The organism is Stenotrophomonas sp. FR024, assembly GCF_047500745.2.
GTDB classification, from domain to species: Bacteria; Pseudomonadota; Gammaproteobacteria; order Xanthomonadales; family Xanthomonadaceae; genus Stenotrophomonas; species Stenotrophomonas maltophilia_A.
Genome location: NZ_JAXAXM020000015.1, coordinates 13,052 through 32,384 on the forward strand (window position 1 = coordinate 13,052; position 19,333 = coordinate 32,384).

At 62.6% G+C, this 19,333-nt stretch carries 12 protein-coding genes; 5 read left to right on the forward strand and 7 right to left on the reverse strand.

Annotated features, from left to right (window positions below; all coding sequences use genetic code 11):
• Position 1: 1 nt before the first annotated feature.
• Entirely contained in the window at positions 2-1,294 is a 1,293-nt protein-coding gene (locus ACMZ91_RS16080) for an XVIPCD domain-containing protein (RefSeq protein WP_049462930.1), read from the forward strand.
• Positions 1,295-1,348: 54 nt separating this feature from the next.
• On the opposite strand, the gene ACMZ91_RS16085 is transcribed toward ACMZ91_RS16080, so the two are convergent.
• From ACMZ91_RS16085 to ACMZ91_RS16115, 7 genes are all read right to left on the reverse strand, one after another.
• Positions 1,349-4,561: a helicase-related protein gene (locus ACMZ91_RS16085; RefSeq protein WP_049462931.1), complete on the reverse strand. Its 3,213-nt coding sequence runs from the start codon at positions 4,559-4,561 to the stop codon at positions 1,349-1,351.
• Entirely contained in the window at positions 4,561-6,264 is a 1,704-nt protein-coding gene (locus tag ACMZ91_RS16090) for a phospholipase D family protein (RefSeq protein WP_414574470.1), read from the reverse strand. Before ACMZ91_RS16090 ends, ACMZ91_RS16085 begins: the two co-directional genes overlap by 1 nt.
• A gap of 131 nt (positions 6,265-6,395) precedes the next feature.
• Complete coding sequence (locus ACMZ91_RS16095; RefSeq protein WP_049462933.1) at positions 6,396-7,586, reverse strand: DUF6361 family protein; 1,191 nt, start codon at positions 7,584-7,586, stop codon at positions 6,396-6,398.
• A gap of 530 nt (positions 7,587-8,116) precedes the next feature.
• Positions 8,117-9,982: a dynamin family protein gene (locus ACMZ91_RS16100; protein ID WP_049462934.1), complete on the reverse strand. Its 1,866-nt coding sequence runs from the start codon at positions 9,980-9,982 to the stop codon at positions 8,117-8,119.
• Entirely contained in the window at positions 9,979-12,192 is a 2,214-nt protein-coding gene (locus ACMZ91_RS16105; protein WP_049462935.1) for a dynamin family protein, read from the reverse strand. Before ACMZ91_RS16105 ends, ACMZ91_RS16100 begins: the two co-directional genes overlap by 4 nt.
• Complete coding sequence (locus ACMZ91_RS16110; RefSeq protein WP_032968364.1) at positions 12,189-13,952, reverse strand: dynamin family protein; 1,764 nt, start codon at positions 13,950-13,952, stop codon at positions 12,189-12,191. Before ACMZ91_RS16110 ends, ACMZ91_RS16105 begins: the two co-directional genes overlap by 4 nt.
• An 88-nt stretch (positions 13,953-14,040) precedes the next feature.
• Positions 14,041-15,045: a helix-turn-helix transcriptional regulator gene (locus ACMZ91_RS16115; RefSeq protein ID WP_004139622.1), complete on the reverse strand. Its 1,005-nt coding sequence runs from the start codon at positions 15,043-15,045 to the stop codon at positions 14,041-14,043.
• A 906-nt stretch (positions 15,046-15,951) separates the two neighbouring features.
• On the opposite strand from ACMZ91_RS16115, the gene ACMZ91_RS16120 reads away from it, so the two are divergent.
• The 4 genes from ACMZ91_RS16120 to ACMZ91_RS16135 all read left to right on the forward strand — a co-directional run bounded on the left by ACMZ91_RS16120 (position 15,952) and on the right by ACMZ91_RS16135 (position 19,322).
• On the forward strand, positions 15,952-16,599 hold the full coding sequence (locus ACMZ91_RS16120; RefSeq protein WP_049462936.1) for a HEPN domain-containing protein: 648 nt from the start codon (positions 15,952-15,954) through the stop codon (positions 16,597-16,599).
• Between the two features lie 324 nt (positions 16,600-16,923).
• Positions 16,924-17,298 (forward strand): TonB family protein, encoded by a 375-nt coding sequence (locus ACMZ91_RS16125; protein ID WP_080356568.1) that lies wholly within the window; start codon positions 16,924-16,926, stop codon positions 17,296-17,298.
• Positions 17,299-17,752: 454 nt separating this feature from the next.
• A complete protein-coding gene (locus ACMZ91_RS16130; protein ID WP_049462937.1) occupies positions 17,753-18,121 on the forward strand; it encodes a hypothetical protein in 369 nt (122 codons plus the stop codon).
• Between the two features lie 643 nt (positions 18,122-18,764).
• Positions 18,765-19,322 (forward strand): HNH endonuclease, encoded by a 558-nt coding sequence (locus ACMZ91_RS16135; protein WP_053093340.1) that lies wholly within the window; start codon positions 18,765-18,767, stop codon positions 19,320-19,322.
• Positions 19,323-19,333: the final 11 nt, after the last annotated feature.

Genomic DNA, 19,333 nt, shown 5'->3' on the forward strand with positions numbered 1-19,333 from the left:
CATGGGTGAATTGACCCGCAAGGATCTGGAGATCCTCAGGGAATACGCAGACAGCGGAAACCGCGAGCGCTACTGGAGCTACCTGGCGCACAAGGAACATTCCGATGGCTACGGTCTGCTGGCCCTGGGCGTGGTGCGCAACGACAACCTGCCGGGCCAGGTCGCCAACGCCTACGCGCAGTCGCAGGCCCGTGACCAGCACGACCGCAACCCGGCCCTGCAGAACCGCAACCTGACCGAGCGCGAATGGGAGGCCTTCGGCCAGACCCTGCTGCACCGCGACCTGGAACGCCGCGAGCACTGGATGGAGGCCAAGCGCCCCGATCTGGCCCTGAATCTGCCCGGCCGCGATGTGCAGCAGGCGCACGATGAAGCCTTCAAGCGCCACCACCTCGACCCCAACTGCTGGACCCCGCGTGTGCTGCTGGAAGCCACCCGCAAGGAACGCGGAGAGGGCAAGGCCGAGGAAGTCTGGAAGGAGATGCTCAACAACGATGTCGGTGGTACCCAGCGCGCGGCCAACACGCTGGGCAGCGCGTACCTGGCCATGCCCTTCTGGAGCGCCACCGGCTATGTCGGCCGGCTGGGCCTGTACGAAGGCTCGCTCATGGCTGAGGCACTGCCCAGCAGCGATCCCAATGTCATCGGCTCGCGCAGTTCGTACCACATGTATTCGGAAAAGGAGCAGGCCTGGTACCTGCAGGTGCCAGGCAGCATCCCACTGCGTGAGCACAACCCGAGGATCATCGCCTCGCTGGACGACGCCCGTGCCGTGCGCCTGGAGCGCGCGGAGAAGGCCACGCACTTCCACCCCGAGGACAGTTACCGCACCCGCCTTGAAACGCCCAAGGTGGTGATGAACGAGCCGCTGGAGCGCGATGGCCGCGAAACGCAGCTGGCCGCCAACCGCCCCGACCACGCCAACGATCCGGTGTACCAGCAGATCCGCGGCCAGGTGGCCAGCCTGCAGGCCGAGCACGGCCTGGTACTGGGCAACAACCCTGATGGCGTGACCGCGCGCCTGGCGGTGCTGGCCAAAGAGAACAACCTCAGCCAGGTGGACCACGTGATGCTCGGCAAGGCCAACGGCCCTGGGGGTGCGGGGCAGAACCTGTTCCTGGTGCAGGGCGCGCTGGATGATCCGGCCCACCTGCGGGTGGCCATCTCCGCCGAACAGGCCGTGCAGGCGCCGGCCGAGCAGAGCTACCGGCAGCTGGACGCACTGGCGCAGCGTCAGACGCAGGATGTGGAAAGCGCGCAGCAGGTGCAGCGGGAGGGGATGCGGATGGCGTGAGCCTTCCGTGGGCCAGGCAGGGGGCAGCGCATGCGCCCTGCCCGGCCGACCCGGTCAGTCCGGCAGCAGTTCGATCCGCCAGGTATCCAGCAATGCCTGCACATCCTCGCCGCCTTCCGCACGCGCTTGCAGGTGCCCCAGAAGATCCTGCTGGCGCGGCTGTGCAAAGACCATGCGATACAGCGCCAGGCTGCTCTTCAGCCGATCAAAGCGATGCTTGTCCTGGCTCAGAGGAAAATGGAACACCTTTCGCTCGACCGCCACACCGCCCGGTGCCTCGCAGATCCAGTAGGGAATCAAGCCCGCCAATGGCGTGTCCTTGTGAGGCAACTCTGCATTGGTGAATAGTCCCGCCCATGGGTCACCGGCGGCCTGGTCGGCCACGAACCCTGCCAGCCGCGCAACGTTTCGGCGGACGGCCAGTCCTTTGTAGCGATGAACGCGCCCCTCCCGCTGCTCAAGATCCACCGGATTGCCAGGCAGGTTCCAGTGAACGATTGAGTGGCACCAGGAATGGAAGTCCAGCCCTTCCTGCCCCACCGAAGTGGATGCGAGCACGAAGGGACGGAAGGGCGAGTTGAATGCATGCTGCAACGCGTCCTTGCGGGCAACCACCTTGTCGTCCTCGGTGGCATTTCCGTAGCGCATCGCATACCGGCAACGCAATGACAGCGCATCGTCGCGCACGAGCTTTCCATCCAACAGCTTCACACCCTCAGGGTGAAGCTGGCTTGCGCGCACGTGGCCCGCATCACTCACGCCCTTCGCGATGGCCTGAGCATGGGTAGATTTCTCGTCCGCTGCGTTCTGCTCGTGCAGCAGATGCAGGTACTCATCAAGCAAAGCCTGCAAATTGCCTTCTGCGCAGTAGGCCACCGCCCGCCGCCAATACACCCCACCTTCCTCGTGAGTGATGATGGCGACCGCTTCGGGCATATTCAGCTGTCGGCGGAACACGTCCGCAATTTTTATGGCGGCCTGGCGAAGGTCGGCCTCATTGTCTCCCGGCAGCAGGCGCAGCAATGCACGCAAAGCGCACACACCTGGTGCCGCCAATGCGAGATCAGCCAGTACCTCGGCAATGTCGTCGGGACGTGGCCCAAGCGTCTGCAGAGAGGGCTCGTCAAAACCGCGCCCCCATACCTGTCGCCAGTAAGCCACATGACGGGAGAACCCCTGCCCTGAAACGCTGGCGCCACCGTCTTCCTCATCCTCACCCGCACCAATCGTCAGGTCCTCCGAACCCCAGCACGGGTCCACATGCGATTGGACATGCGCACGCTCAAGCAGAAGCAGCGTCAACCAGTACCAGCGCACGTCAGGCGGCCCCGAGTGCCTGGACGCTGGCAGGTCAAGCGACTCCATCCTCTCCCTGATCCGACCGGCAGCCTCACGCCTGGCATCTGCCAAGTGCAGCGAGCCACCTGCAGCGACCGACATCGCCAAGGGATCGACCATTGTGGCCAGCGCGAGGGAAGGAACCAGCAGAGTGAGCGCGTTCATGTCCTCATGCCCGCTCTTGCCGCTGTTGAAGCGCAAGCGAGCACTCAGGCTCTTGCCAGGCGCGTCGTATCCGGGCTGGAGCGCATGCCCCGCCATGGCCAATTGCTCGGCATGGTAGGAAAGAAGGCCGGCAATCGCATCAGGAACCATGTTCCAGCTTGAGAACACCAGCGTCTTGCTGAAATGGGATACCTGCGCGTACGCACCCTCTCCTGCCCAGTAAGGCATGGAAGGAGGAACCCACAACAAGCGCCAGCTGCCCTGGTCCTCCATATCCTTGGCCAGCACGTCCATTCTCGGGTTTGCCGCCACCAACGGGCTGTACCGCTGCAGCGCATCCTGATCCAGCGTCCTGTACTGCGGATGCTGGGACAACGCCCGCCCCAGAGCCGCCTTGCCCTGTCGATCCATCATGCGGCGCTTGAAGGTGTATCCGTCCTCACGCATGAAGTTCAGCAGGTAGGGACTGGAGCGCCAGAACTCCATGACATCATTCGTCCCCGCCGCTCTTGCAAGCGCATCCACGCAGGCGTAGTCCGCCAGGTCCTCCGATGTCAGCGACAACGGAAGCGGGACATCCCTCACCATCGCATCGCGGCCCCGGGTTACACCCACGCGCTCGGTCCGGCACATCACCTTCTTGAGCCGACTCTCGATTGCACCCTTGAGCACACGTGCATCATCCTGCGATGCCCCCACGCCCACCAGCGATGCACGGAATGCGGCGAGGTCAGCGCGGAGCGCGGTCACCTCTTCCGGATCATTGAACAGGAATGACGCCGTTGCCAGGAAGTCGCGGTAGTGATCCTCCTGCTCCTGCTGGGCGACGAACATCTTGTAGGGCGTGGCCGAAAGCAGGAGCACGCGAGGCTTGTTCTCATGGTCGAACAACTCCTGCGCCAGCTTTGCAGCAGAAGATGCCGGGGCAGCCTCGTCATCGGAGTCAGGATCCTGCACGGCAAGAAGCTCGCGGAAGCGCTGGAACTCATCCAGCACCACCAGATCAGGCTTCAGTGCCTTCAGGCAACAGTGCGCCAGCGTGGTGCGCAGCCAGGACGTCAGCTCGAGGGCTTCGGCGCGCTCGTCACTGTCCAGTGCACGCGTCCGCCGACCGGCGTGCCTGTCACAGACTTCGACAAGCTGTCTCAATCGCTTCTTGTCCAACGACTTGACAAACGTACGGGTGATGGCCTCATCCGGTTCATCCACGCCGTCCTCGTGCTCAAAATGCTGCCGCCAGCCATCTCCCAGACCGCCACGCAGCACCCAGGCCAAGCCGTTGGCATTGAGCCTGGATACGCCCTGCAGCATGCGATGGATGAGCACGCGCTCGCGGGCCAGTCCTCCACGGCTGGTTGTTTCAAACGAAGTACCTGGTGTGAAACTGATGAAGTTCACACCGTCGCCTTCCAGACCGCCATCGGCAAGCGCCAGCGGCAGCAGGGTCAACCGGGTAGCGCGAACCGCTTTGGTCGAACGAAGCCGAAGACGCTCCAGGTTCTGCGATGCGATGGAAGCATTGGAGCAGATGTAGATGATGTCCATGCGCTCTTTGCTGGCTGCCTTATGGGCAACCACGCGCGCGATCAGACCTTTGGCCACCTGCGTCTTGCCCAGCCCCACCTCATCGGCGACCAGGAAACGCAGTGCCGGATCGTGATCTTCGTACATGCGTCGGAACGCATAGTTCACCGTCCTACGCTGGAAGCCCTTCAGCCGCTCAAGAACGGGGGTCGGATCCGAAAGATCTGTATTCCTGTTCATTACGCAGCCTCCTTGCCAATAGCGTTTCCCACAACTTCCCAGAGGGCCAGGAAATCATCGGGCAGACAGGGCTGCCCATCGAACTGCTTGTCCTTCAACCGCTTCACCATGCGATCAATCGCTTCAAGTCGTTCAGGCTCGCGGGAATAGATCCGCAGCAGCTGTTCAAACAGCGGGTAGTTCGCCATGAGGCCACTCGCATCCCTGCTGCCGCCGCCGCTGCCTTCGGATCGATTGCGCGCTCCACAGCCTGCGGCCTGGGGATCATCCAGCAGCAGCGCGAGATAGCGCAGGAACGCCGCGCGGTTACCCAGGAGTTGTGCCACCAGCGCGTCCGCGCGGTCGTCTGGAGCGCCTTCCAGTGAAACTTCCAGCGCGAAGCGCAACGGCGGGACGGCCAGCTCCTCGGCGCGGGTACTGTTGGGCGTGACCTGGAAGCCAACCAGCGAACTCACCTCATGGCCGGCAAAGGTTCCCAGATCAACCTGACCCGCCTGTACAGCACGGGCCCGCTCGGAAACCACCGCCAACGGCCACGCGTGCAGCGTGGCACCGTCAAGCGGAAGGCCCGGGCACGAAAGCGCGAGGTTCCATCCCGAGACCGGATGGGTTTCGCAGTGCAGCGTCCAGGCGGCAGCTGCAATCTGGCGACGGATGGCCTCCAGCTGGTCCTGCAGCTGGCGACGCTCTGCGCCCTCCGCATCTTCGCCCTCACCGGGCGTGTACGTGTCCAGCAAGGGCTGGAGATGCTCGTCAAGCCACTGCCTCGGCGCGGGAATCCTGCTCACCGGACCGCTCAGCTCCGCAACCACTTCAACGTTGCTGCCGTTCTGCACAACCGCGTTGGTGTAATTGGCCGAACCGACTGCAACGTGCACCCGTTGGCCGCGCTGGAACACGGCCACCTTGGCGTGCAGGCCCTGCAGCGTATCGGCCTGTCCAGCCTCTTCGCCTTCGGAGAGCAGCGTGTCAGGCTTCAACACGTAGGCACTGTCATCGGCCAGGCAGGCGCCGGCCGGAAGCCTATCCAGCTCATCGGCGCGACTCACCAGCATGAAGTCGCCGTTGCAGTGCTCGCGCAGCGTCTGCAGCGCGCCAGCGCGTACGAAGGGAGAGACGATCAACACATCCTGGGCCTTGCCACCGCCCTCGAGCGGACTCCACGGCACTGCCCGCTTTGCAGTACCCAGCACGTGGAACGCCAGCTGGGTGAAGCCCGGAGGCTTTTCCCAGTCAGCGCGCTCGATGTCCTTCGCCAACGATACGATCATCGCCTGCCGCTCCAGGTCCGGCGACGCCCCTTCGGTATTCAGCGGCAGCCAGCGCAGGAAGTCCGCCAGCGGCTTGTTGCTGGCCTCCTTGGCCTTTCCCGGCACACCATCCAGGCGCAGGCTCACGTCCCAACAGCGGTCCCAGGTCAGATTGCGGGTCAGCACCAGCAGACGTACGACGGTGGCAGGTTCGGCGGCCGCATCGATGGCCACATAGCGCAGCGCCCAGATCTTCGGGTGGAAGGCGCCGCCGTGTGGGGCGCAGACCTCATGCACCATGCCCTCAGCCAGCACCGCCAATGCGCTGCCTGCTGGCGGTGCTTCCATCCGTCCCCGTTCGCAGAACACCGCAAGCCTGCGGCTTGCCCGGCGCAGCCCTTCCACGAGGCGCAAAGGATCTTCTTCGGCGCTGTTGTCGTGGTCGCCGAGCAAGGCGAAATGTGCAGGCAATCCCAGCAACGCGCCCAGCGACAGGCTGTACGTAGTGGCGACGCCGGCATCAAACCGGTAGCCGCTGGGGGGCTGCAAGGCCTCGGTCAGAGTACTGCGTGCAGATGGATGGATCATGCGGCCTCCAGGCCGTGCAGGAGGTCGGCAAGGTGACGGCGCGTGATGCCCCACCGGTAATTGAGGATTCCGAGGCCGGACGCACCGCTCCAGCGATCGAGGTTTTCAGGATTGAAGCGCGAGAGATTGCCTTTCAGCGAGCGCTCCCGCTCACGCACGAGACTGCGTGATTGCGGGCTGTCGGCCTGGCCGGCCTTGACCAGCGCAAGCCAGCTGCTCACGAACTCGCGGGTGCGCGGATGAATCGGACGCCCCACCCGTTCCACCTGCTCCCAGAACCGCACCATGTCCCATTCGCCCAGCTGCGAAGCCGGAACGCCGTCGATCCAGGTCTTCAGTTCCTGGCCGTACTCCTCACGACGTTCATCGTTGGAAGACGCCTCCGCCAGGGCAAGGTTGTAGACCAGCGACGCACCGTTGGCGAGACGGGAGAACTGACGCGCGTGTTCCACGAGCTCACGCAGCGGCTGCGGAGCCTGGCGGATCTGTGGATGCAGCCATGGGAACCCGGCGTCGGCACAGTCGCCCAATCGCCCCTTGTCCTGCGCCAGCCACACCAGCAGGGTCTGCGGGTGATGAACCTTCCATTGCTCGCGGATGAACTCCGCCTCGTCCGCGGTCAGGGACAGCGATCCCTCTTCCAGTGCGGCCACCGGTACGAGCTTCTCCAGTGAGGGATGCCAGGTCTGTGCAATCAGCTCAGCGTCCTCCATCCCGTCGTCGCGTTGCTGCTTCCAGCTGCGCTCCCTGCGAATCTGCTCGATGGCCGAGAAGTAGTCCTGCTGGGAGCCCGATCGCGCGAAGATGCCCCAGGAGCGCATGCCCGCCCAGTAGACGGAGCTGGCAAGGCGCTTGAGCGTGTGGCCGGAATCACGACCGAACGCCCCGTCCTCCGCCGCCAGGCAATCATTTAGCTTCAGCTCATCCTGCCGCGCACGCTCTGCATAATCCCTGGGGCGTACCGAAGAAGCCTCCAGGCCCATGAACATCCTCGGCAGCAGAAGCATGTATCGCAGCCGCGTCTGGATGACGGAGGTGCCGGGGAACAGCTGGTCGGACAACGCATCGCGGATACCGCCAAATCCGAGCTCGTCGCGGGTGCCGGGCTGGTCCAGAAGAGCCAGCAGCGTAGCGCTGCGTGCCTGTGCCGCAGCGTCATGGTCGAGCCATGTCAGGCTGGAAGGCATCTCAAATCCTCCCGCAGGCGCGTGCGCGCGTGGATGCGCGGCGCGATACATGGCGCGTGCATTGGGTCTGCTGGTTCATCACTTTCCCCTGTTCCTGTTTCTGGTGTGGGTGACGCTTGTATCTGTGCTGCTCGATTGCTCTTGCATGTGCCGGCCAGCCATTCTTCCGATCAATGCGTCACTGGCTGTCGCGCCCTCAAAGAGGATGGACCAGCAGGACGCACCATGGGCAGGGATGCCCCCGCCATTCATACGGAGGCAAGCCGCCCATGTGGGGACGTACACAACGTTGGACCTATCACTGCCCAGCCTGCGGTTGGCTTCGTATCACCCCGCCAGCGGGGGATGTGCGTCTGCCGGGGCTGACGCACTTCTCCCATTGCCCGCAGTGCAGGTCACCCGCCGTCTCTGGCCGCCCCACCCGCACCCTCGACCACCTTTGGAATGGTCTGCCTGAGGCCTGGCGGAAGGCAGGCCCCAAGCCATAGCGACATTCAGGCAAAGACAGGTCATGCCAGGCCACACCCGCATCAAGCGGGCGTGAGCACCCGTCTTGCTGCATCGAGGAAAGCGGCATTGATCTGGTCCGCATCGACAAGAAGTCTGGACAGGGCGTCGAGGTTCATCGCCGCGTTGATGGTCTCCACGTTCTGGGTTGCCGAACGCATGGTTGCCGCATCCTGGACATCTCCCTGCATCAGGTCCAATGCAAGCGCACGCGCGGCCGAGCGGCAGGCCTTCGCCGTCGCGATGGATTCGGTGATGGCACTGCGATAAAGCTCGAACACCTCGTTGATCCGATCCTCGACATGCTCCATCGGCAGACGACCCTTGGGACGTTCACGCAGGAAGTCCTGCATGGATTTTCCACGGAATTCGTACTCCTTGCCGTACTTTGAGGAGTAAACACTGATGCCCTCAACCGTGATTCCATTCAGCTCGATTTCGTCCTCGATCTGCCCCAGGATCTCTTCAATCTGATCAGCTGATCGCAGATCGGCCTTGTTCAGAACCACGTAGACAGGGCGTCCCTCGAAACCAATCTCCTTCAGGAATTCGATATCCGAATCCGGAGTCGTACCGTTGGCGTCAATTCCGATGACCCAGAAGAGCACATCCGACTTCCGCGAGTGAGACACGGCTACCGCGCGATCGCTCTGACTGAAACTACCCTCGGTACCCGGGTTGTAGCCGGGGGTATCCATCAGACAGATGTTGCCGGTGCGCTCGGTGTCCATGCTGGTACCGACGCTTACCAAGGGCATGATCCGCTTGAGGTCAAAGCTGAACTTCTCGACAAACGCACGGGACATTTCCTGGTAGAACCCGGCATCCAGATCAATGCAGCCGCCATTGAACGAATACGCCTGGATCTGCGTCTGCTGCGCGGGATACACGTAGCTGGGGATGACGGTTGCCGGCGTGACGCTGGAGAGCAGCTTGAAATCCTTGCCGAGGAAGCTATTGATGAAGGCCGACTTTCCGCTGCTGAAGCCACCGACCACCCCCACGACCGTGCGGCGGAAGATGTCCGGATTGGCCGCCATCAGGTGCAGCTCCTGCTGGATGGACTGCAACAGCCTCAGCGCCTTCGCTTCGTCAGCGAGGGACGCCTCGGCACTAGCAAAGCGCATGTAGTCATCATCGAGCAGCTTCTGGAAGGCTTCGATTCCCTCATTTCGCGGCGGCGGCACAGCAAGCAGGCGCGAAACGAGCGCAAAGCGGATCTGCGTTGCGGCATGTTCGGCCTGCAGAAGATCCAGGTCGCCACCCAACTGACGGCTCTGCTCCTGCTCGCTTTCAAGCGCAGCCTGGGTTGCAGCATGCTGCATGGACTGCACCTTAAGGCGGTCCTGGGCATCCACCAGGCTCGTCGTCAGTTGCGCCCGGGCCATCTTCTCGGCGCCGTAGCGCTGGCTCAGGTCCAGTTCGCGCCTGCCCGCTTCCTGAAGCTCCTTCTGCAGCTCCTGCGAGACCTGCCTCTGGGCATCGAGTTCGCCAGCCAGTGCCTGCTCGCGGGTCTGCGCATCGTCACGCTCGCGACTACGGGTGGTCTCACTCTCGGCCAGGGCCTCGGACACACTCTTCAGCTCAGTTCCCCGCTCCGCCAGAGCCTCCGATGCGCGTTCAAGTTCGGTCTCGCGCTCTGCCAGAGCCCCGGATGCGTGTTTCAGTTCAGCTTCCCGCTCTGCCAAGGCAAGCGCGCGTTGCTCCGCCGTGATGTTGAGCCGTCGATGGTCCTCCACGATGGAGATCCAACGCTGGCTGGCTGCATCCATCTGCTCCTGGATGGCGGTCACGTGGGGCCGACGGCCCCACGGCTTCCACCCGGCGAGGTAGGTAAGGTGCTGCGCGCTGGTGCCTTCGAACAACGGCCTGCCATTGTCACCACTCACTGCATTGCCTCCAGCTCCGCATCCATCATGGTCAGTGTCGCCCGCGTCTTTTCAGCGTCTTCCATCAGCGCCTGCAGTGCATCGAACTGAGCTTGAATGTGCCCAATGAAGTCATCTGCAACAGACTTTGGAATTGCCCTCTTTACTGTCTCAACATACTCGTAGACCGCAGCCTCAGCCGTTTCTCGCAGTGTCTCAATGGCGTGCTGCGCCTGCTCGAGGAACGTATCGGCCTCGCTACCCTTCAGCTTCATGGTGGATGCCTTCAGCACCGGTGCCCGAAGCGAAACCGGAGGAAACTCCACGCCATTGACGATGCTCTTCAGCGATGAATAAACCGCCTCGATGTCCAGCTCATCGTCCAACTGCCGTCGCGCCGTCTGGAGCAGTTCTGCAAACAGCCGCTTGCCAAATTTGGCCTGCAACTCAGTCGCTCTGCTGTCAAGATCTGTTCGCAGCCCACTAGCAAATGCCGATACGGCGGACTTCACAGCAGCAGGCAGGACGGTGCGGTTGTTCTCCTCATACTCCCGGTAGCCGCCATCCCAGAGTTTTCTTGCCACCCAATTGAAGGCGCCAGGAGACTCAGTGCGGCGGGTGGTTTTCTCGGTACCTACCGTCCTGCTCACCCCCGAATCGGCAGCGTCGTAGGCGCCATCGATGACCTCCTTCATGGCCTTCCTGAGGCCATTCACGAAACCAGTCTTGATACCCATGAGCTCATCATCCAGAGCCACCGTAAGGTTGAATTTGCGACGTTCCAGCCCTCGCTTGTTCTTCTTCAGCTCCGTCAGCCCGGCCTCACCAATCTCCCCTCTGCGCAAAGACAACTGTCTGCGCAGCTCACGCAGCAGCTCGACCTGCTTCCGCTCCTTGGCATCCAGCAGGTCCTGGCGCCGAGCGGCCAGCACGCGCGCTTTCGCTAAACGGGTCTGTTCCACCACCTCATGCAGACCGGCCATGTTGGCCAACTGATCGAGATTGGTGCGTGACAGCCCTGGATTGTCATCCCTGAAGTAGTCCGGGTAGGTTTCCTTGAGGTTCTGCCATGCCGTCAGGCGGCCACCTTGCCAATCCGCCACGCTGTCGAACTCGACGGACATCGAATGGCACATGCCGGAACTGTGGATGATCGCATCCTCACCCTTGTCCACCAGGCTCTGGAATACATCGCCAACCTCGGGGTTGGAGAGCTTCAGCTTATCCAGCACCTTGCCCGCATGGCCCGCAAGCTCCCGCCGCAGACCGGTCAGCGAAGCATGCAGCTGTGCCTGCATTTCCGAACCATGCAGCGTGTTGTCCACCTGGCTGGCAACCAGCACCAGTTCGCGGATGCCCTCGGCAGCGGTGATCCGCGCCATCACGTCCAGATCTTCCTGACTCATGAACTGCGCTGCCGGGCTGACGACAAACACCACATCGCAGCACTTCAAGAGATCATGGGTGCGTGCCTCGCGCGATGCAACCGGGTCATTCAGCCCCGGCGTATCGATGATGCGCAGCCCGCGCAGCGCCTCCACCGGCATCTCGATGTCGACGCTCTTGGTTACAGGCATGTAGCGACCTTCCGCGGCAACGTAGTCCGCCAGCAGCGCCGCCAGGCCCTGTACGTCGTCAGCCTCCAGCGGCTTGTCCTCCTTCAGGCGGGCCAACGAAAGGCCGGATGCTGTGATCTTCTCCCACTGCTCGTGCGAGGCCTGCAAGGACGGCTGCTGGGTGGCCAGTGCCCGTCGGGCACCCCGCTCGGCCAGCTCCCTGCGGCGCTCAGGGTCCAGGCCCGCACGCCCTTCCGTGCGTCGCAGCTCTTCGATCAGCGACTTCTCAAGCAGGTCGCTGTACGCAGCAGCGGCCTGCTCGATGTTGGCAAGATCCGCCTCGGAGTAGAAGCGCGCGGTCGCCTTGAACCGGTCGCCGTAGGTCAGCGTGGTCAGTGCTGCGGTCATCGGCGTCGCCGCCTGCGGCAGTACTGACTCCCCGTTGAAAACCAGCGCGTTGAGCAGCGTCGATTTGCCGGCCTTGACCCGGCCGACAATGCCAATGTCCATCAGGCGATTTTCGTCGTCCAGTCGCAACAACGCTTCCTTCAGGCTATCGATCGTGTCGATCTCCCACTGCGACGAAGCCCCGACGGCGCCATTGAGAATGTCGGCGTGTGCTGCAAGCCACGTGATCAACTTCTGCTGACGGTCCAGGATCACTTCAGCACTCATCGGGCGGACTCCAGCGCGACGACTTCGTTCGCAACGGAGGTCAGACCAGCTTCCGCTGCGTCAAGTGCTTTCACGCGTGCCGCGCGGGCAGGACTGCTCTGCTCGGCCACAACACTTTCCAGCAGCTGCCGTTTTTCCTCGATGGCCGTCTTGAACTCATGCACGGCCTGCTCGATCAGGCCATCAACCTGTGCCTGCAGCAGCTCGGGCAGCTTGGTCCGGAACTCGCGCTGCACCGACGGAATAACCTGGTTGTCGATGGTCTTGCGCAGCTCCTCCTCGCGGAGCTTGCGCGACACAAACCCGAGGATCTCCGGCAGGAAGATCACGACCAGCTCGATCGCCGGAGCCACGACGCTGGTGGTGACCGCCAGAACGGTGGTGATACTGCGGAAGGCGACTCGGGCTCTCTGGGTCTTCTCCCGATCATTCTCGTCATCACCGGCATAAGGACGCAGCAGCTTCTCGTCTTCACGCGCCTTCTGCAGGTTGCCCTGCCAGCGCTCGAGCGCTTGACCGGTCTGGGTCAGCGTCTCCTGCACGCGCGTCTGCATCTGCTGCGTCCAGTCCGGTCCGCCGACACTGCCAACCTCATCCACCTCGCGCTGAGACAGGGATTTGGCCAGATCACCAATCGCCTGCTGGCTCAGCCCTTCCATGCGTTCCTTGACCACACGACTCAAGCGCTGGCGGGAAATATCGCTGACGACCTGCGCAAACCGCGGGTTGTTGCCACCGGCAGCGGCCGCCTGCAGCTCACTGGAGGCCTCGCGAAGGGCCTGGCCTACTTCCTCAACGCACTGTTCGACCACCTGGCTCAGGCGGCTACGGCCCAGCTTGGCGACGAGGGCGTCGCGCTGGGCGTTCAGATCATCCAGGGCATCATTCAGCTGACGTACGCTGCGATCAATATCCGCATCGCTCTGATCCAACGCCTTGCGTGCCATTTTCACCTGGGCACGAGCGTGGGCAAGCTGGCGCGAGATTCGCGGCAGGAAGCGGCCGATCCACAGATCACTTGCACTGATCTTGGGCAGCAGACTGGCCAGTCCATTGCCCTGCTTGCGGTCGTCGCGTGCCATGGCCGGCGCAACGCCCAGGCGCAGCTCAAGCTGCTCCCGTACAGCCACTTCCACGGCATCCACTTCTTCGGCCGAACGCAGGTTCGCCTTGCTCAGCAGGATCGAGAATCCAGCCTCATAGGTCTGCATGGTTTCAAGCTGGCGCAGCGTCGACTCGGCCAGAGTACCGTCGGGCACGCTCACGGCCACGATGAAGTGCGCGCCACGCGGCAGATAATGGGCGATGGCCTTGTTGTGGCTGTCCAGCGAGGAGCCGAAGCCGGGCATGTCCACGAGAACCTGTGGATACAGCGCTTCCAGGCGCGGGTCGTCCAGATGCAGTTCCAGGTGCGTGTACGACGAGGCCCGCGGCTTGATGGACAGCAAGTCCTCCACGGCGAGCCGATCACTGCCACCATCGGCACGGTGCGCCAGAACGTGGGGATCCCGGCTGAAGCGCAACTCGGTGGCCAGCTCAGTCTCCGGGGTGATACCGACCGGGAGGATGTCCGCGCCCAGGAAGGTGTTGATCAGCGAGCTCTTTCCTGCACTGAACGCACCGATGATCGGTACCAACAGTTCGGCCCGCTGCATTTCTTCGGCGAGCGAGTGGTTTTCAGGCAGTTCGATCGCTGCGCTGTCAGCCAGCGTCGTAATCCGGTCCAACAGACCAAGGCATTGATTCTTAACAGCGAACATCTGTTTCCCCTGTGTGGCGTGTAGGTCGAAGGAGTAGCGCGGAAAGATTGTGTTGCGGGCGTGCGACATCCGGCGTCGCACCCACACGTCAGTAACGCTGTGCGGCGCTTCGGTGGCGAGCGGCGATATCGTCGGCCAGTGCTGCGGGAGCCAGAACGCGTACCGATGCGCCCAGGCCGAGCAGCCACCAGCGCAGTTGGGCGGAGTCATCGACGGTGGCCCGCAGACGGGGAACAAGACCGTCCCCGACGTCCAGCTTCTGATCACGGGAGAGCGGTGTCTCCGCCAGGTGCTGGGCCAGGGCTTCATCAAGCTCCAGCTCAACGGACAGAGGTCCCTTGCTCTCGAAGCCAGCGGCAACCCGGCTCGCATAGTTTCCGAGTTCGAAGGACTCAGCACCTTCGGTGTCGGCGTCGAGCATTTCTGCACGCTGTACCCGGTGCAGCGACAGCGTAGTGGTCTCCGTGCGCCCATCAATCCGTCCAGCCAGGTAACTGGACGTTCCACGCTGGATCATCCCGTAGGGATGGAAGACGTACTCACTGGCATCGCTACGGCCACGGGCCACGTAGTACAAGCGCAGCTGCTTCTCGTTGAAAAGCGCCTGGTGCACGTTGACCGCCACGTCGGTGTCCACCGCAGCCGGCAGCAGGGACTGGCTGGCTGGCACGACGGCGACCTTCTCGTGCCAGCGCCGCGTGGAACGCGTCGTGCGGACCGCCGCCAGCGTCTTCTCTGCCTGGTCAAAGAACGGCGTCAGTGCAGGCCAGTGATTGGCTGGCAACAGTCCCTGCAGGTTGCGCTGCGCGGTGAGCAGCACCACCGCCTGTGAGACGGACATGCCCGGCATGCTGAAGGCGGCCGCGCCGCGCATCCATGCCCAACCATAGGGTTTCTGAAGATCATTGCTCTCGATGGGGAACTGCAGCGACAGGGCGTTCAGATCCCGCTCGATGGTTCGAGTACCCCCCTTGTAGCTCTCCGCCGCCAAGGTCTGGGCGAGCTCCTTCACGGTGCGGTAGTGCGGAGCAGGCTGCAGCAGCTGCAGCAGACGCCACTGGCGCGCCAGCGAGGAGCGGTTATCGGTGTCCATGTTGCCAGTCCTTTGTATGTTTCCACGACATCCCAGCAGGGGATGAGCCGATTCAACCGAAAGCTGCGACATCTGATGTCGCAAGAAGCCACTTCGGCCAACAACGGGTTCCTTCCCTTGGTCTCGTGATTATCTTGAATCCGATCACGCTTTCACAGCAGACACAGGGCCATCTGCGGGTGCGGATGTGGAACGATGTGTGTTCCGATGGAGGCTCAAGTAATCCAAACGCAAGCCGATAGCGGCCGGCTACGGATGCCAATGGCACGGCGCTCGGCGGGCAGCGACGCATGCCTGCACGGGGCGCCTCGTGGTGGATCGCTCTGCAGCAGAATCTATCGCCAACTCGCGCGCGATGTCTTTAGGAATGGTCTGAAATCCAATCGCGCCGCCACGATCCCGGGAGCGCCGAGTATCGGCCCGGGTGACGCGACACAGGTTGTCGCACCCCTCTGCAGAATGGACGCCGAAGGATCGGAACAGGGGCATTGGACGCCCCGCTACTACCCAGGAGGAGGGACTGCATGTTCAAGATTATCGGTGCCACGGTGGTTTACGGTTTCGCGCTGTATGGGCTGGGCCGCTGGCTGACGGATCAGCAGCTTGTCGGCGCAGATGACTGAGGCTCGGCAGAGCATGTGGGGACTGGCGCAAAAGTCGACCTACCATTGCCGAGACTGCGGCTGGAAGCGGACATTGCCTTCGTCCGGGGATGCGCGTATCGAGGGACTGACCTGGTTCCGCGCCTGCCCCGAGTGCCGCTCCACTGCGCTGGCGTGCGGCAGCGCAGCCACTCTGGATGCGCTTTGGCAGGGATTACCCGAGGCTTGGCGGAGTGCGCGACGTTCGGAGTAGTTTCCCAGCCGGAGGTGCCATGCATAATGGCAAATCTTACAGGGGGGAAAAATGGATTCGACTGCTCTGAAGGAAGTGCATCGTCAGATTCGCGATGCACAACCGGACTCGACGCGCGTGCGCCTACACCGCGCCATCAGCTGGCTCAACCGCGCCGAACAGGAAGACGAGGATACGGACGCGCGATTCCTGTTTCTGTGGATTGCGCTGAACGCAGCCTATGCCCAGGAGTTCGGATTCGAGAATGCCGAGCGCGAACAACTGCGCAAGTTCTTCGATGCTTTGCTGAGGCATGACAAGCAAGGAAGCCTGCAGGACATCCTGTTCAAACAGTTTCCCGGGCCTATCCGAACCCTTATCGGGAATCGCTTTGTCTATGCACGCTTCTGGAAGGCACTGCGGGAACATGACAGCAGCGACCAGTGGGCAGAGCGCTTTGCCAAGGACCAGCGCTCGGCGCTGCAGGCCGTAGTTGAGCGGCGTACTGAAGTCGTGCTCTCCATCGTGCTTGACCGGCTGTACGTACTGCGCAACCAGCTGGTACATGGCGGGGCCACGTGGGACAGCCATGCCAATCGTGAGCAGTTGCGAGATGGCGCCGCCATCCTGGGCCAACTGGTACCGGCAATCCTGCATCTGATGATGAGGGACGACGCGCCCGACCTGGGTGAAGTCGCCTACCCGATGATCCACATCTGAACCACGGCACGGCCAGAGATTTCGGCAGGCCCGGCAACGCGGTTTAGGGACTGAGCGCATGGCTGGGACCCGCCCCAGCCATGCACGCTCCACGCCATCCCCCACCCCCAAGGGGATGATCATGCCCACGATCCTCGCCGGGCGGCTGGAAGGTTCTACCCACGCGCTATCACCCGCCACTACGACGTCGGCCTGGGCGCGGCCAGCCGGTCCAGGCGGGAGCCAGCCGGGGGATGGCCGCGATGCTGATAGCGCACCGGAATGGAAACCACGTATGCCCCGTTTGAACACCGCCCTGGCACTGAACCTCGTTCTGATGCTGCCATGGCCACAGCTGCCATGGCCATGGCGGCGGACCCGCAGGTTTCCACTGAAGTGTTTGTAGAGGCCGGCGACAACCCCACCCTCAAGCTGCAGCAGGCACCTGCCCTTGTGTATTCAACGGCCCTCGCCACGCCGCCCGATACCTTCCTGCAGGCTCCCATGGCGGTGCTGCTGGTTGCTCAATTGGATGAGCTGGGCCACGTTTCCAACGTGATGGTGGCGCGGTCCAGCGGACTGCGGGAGCTCGATCGAGCGGCCTTTACCGCAGTGGACCAGTGGCGCTTTGATCCGGTCGTGGTTGAGTGCGTCGCGCGGCATGCGCGGGTACGGGTCCGTCTGACCTTCGTGCCCACGGCCGAGGCGCCGCCCGGCTGAACCGCTGCTCCAATCTGTCGCGATTGGCCCTAGGCCATCGCCCTGGCTGCGGGCGCTCCTGCGCTTGGGGCCAATAGCGCCAAGCTCTTCAAGAGCGTTGCGGCGCAATCGCTTGCTGGCTTAACACCGTGTGCGACAATGCCGAAAGCGTCAGGACTGGCAATCATCAGTCCTGTGGTTTCTTGGCATTTGGTTGCTGCACGGGTATCTCTTGGCGTGCCACCGGAAAAGGGTGGCGCGGGGTTCGAAAGCCCGCTCAGTAACCTTGTGTTTTGCGCTTGTCAGCCGGCGTCACCTTGTGTGACGCCGGCTGGCAATCCGTTCGCGTTCCATGGCGGGCGGTGCGTGGGGGTCTTCGGACCCACCGGCATGGTTACTGTCCGGCTTTCGAACCACGCATCGTCCGCCGCCTTTATCTGGTGGCGCTGCTATCTGTCCTGTACGGAGCATTGCCATGACCACATCGGACTTCCGTTCCCTGCACGCGCAGTACGATCCGGAGAACGCCGACGCCGAGCGCGAACCATCCCCCGATCCCAACACCTTCGTCGCCACACTGCGCCGCATTGGTAGCGGTGTGGCTGCAGACGGTCAGCCTTGGCCGGAACGGCATCAACTGCCTGGGCGCTGTCTTCAGCTGGCGGATGCGGATTGCGCGCTGGCGGGGCTGCGCGTGGTGGCGGAGCTGATGCTGGCTGCGGAGCGGACTCGGCAGAATGGTGCGCCCGAGGAGTACGTGGGGGATCGGGTGATGGAAGGATTGAAGATGGCGTGTGTGGCGTTGACTGCGCAGGCTATTGAGCGGTTGCAGGTTCGGGAATAGAGCGTGCTTTGCTACGCACATCGAGTGCAACGCGCCGGATTGCATGCACGGCCCTAAGCATGCGCCGCTGTCTGAGCCCCTTAGCCTCCAACACTGGCCTCACTATGCCGAGCCAGACTTTACTTGCCCTGACTGCGGCAGCGTTACTAGGATTGATCATTGGCGGAGCGTACGCGCCAGCCACCACAATGAGTCTTGAGAACTACCCAAGGCTCACCGACTCGGAGTTTGCCCTGTTTCGGGCCGACGCCGAGAGCTTTGCCGAGGAGTTGGCTTGCCAAGGCATCACCATCGGAAAGCATGATCCAGGTGCACACTTCTTTGATCTGAGCCTACGTGACGATGCCATTGTGTTCGTGGACAACTCTGGGCCAAGAATTCTGATAGTCACCATATCCACGGTTGCAAGCTATGCAATAGAGCTACAGCGCTGGAAAGATAGATGGGGCTCAACCGAGGGACGCAGGAGGAACTTGAGCCCACCTGAGAACGGCTGCCCTAGGTCTGCGTCCCAATAGCCCCCATCTGCACCCTGTCCTGGCAGCCAAACCCGTCAGCCAATGACACAAGGAACCTGGTTCTGGCCAGAATCCTGGGCACCTAGCTTCTGGGACAGGGATCCAGGAAGGAACTCCCTTTCGAGGTGGACGCGCTCTACAACCGTCAAAAGCACATCCACGGTGTATTTGGCGGGCAACGGCAAGGCGGCATTTCAACACCCAAGGAGCATCCGCTAGTCATCGCGTTCACTGGCGAGGCTGGCGTGTCTCATGGCTACCATGACTTCTGGAACGACGACGAAGTCTTTCATTACTTCGGCGAGGGTCAAGTCGGAGACATGAAGTATGTGGCGGGCAACCGAGCAATTGGCGAGCACGCCAAGGATGGCAAGACGCTCGTAGTGTTTCAGATGATGGGCAAAAGGTTCCTTCGCGCGAGTCATATCAAACCGTGGGCGGATAGCACTCATAGCGAGCGCGTTGATGACGAGAACGGTCTTCTGCTGGCCCCGCATGCGGACCTGCTCTTTGATCGCGGCTGGATTAGCTTCTCGTCGGCCGGTCGCCTGCTGATTTCGAGCTGCCTACCTTCTGACGTGCAAGTTCGGCTTGGCCTGAAGTTGGATGCATCACTTCGATATAGAGACTTCTCCCAGAAGCAGCTCGGTTTCTTTGAGTTTCACCGAAGACGTTGTCTTTGATAGGCGCCGTC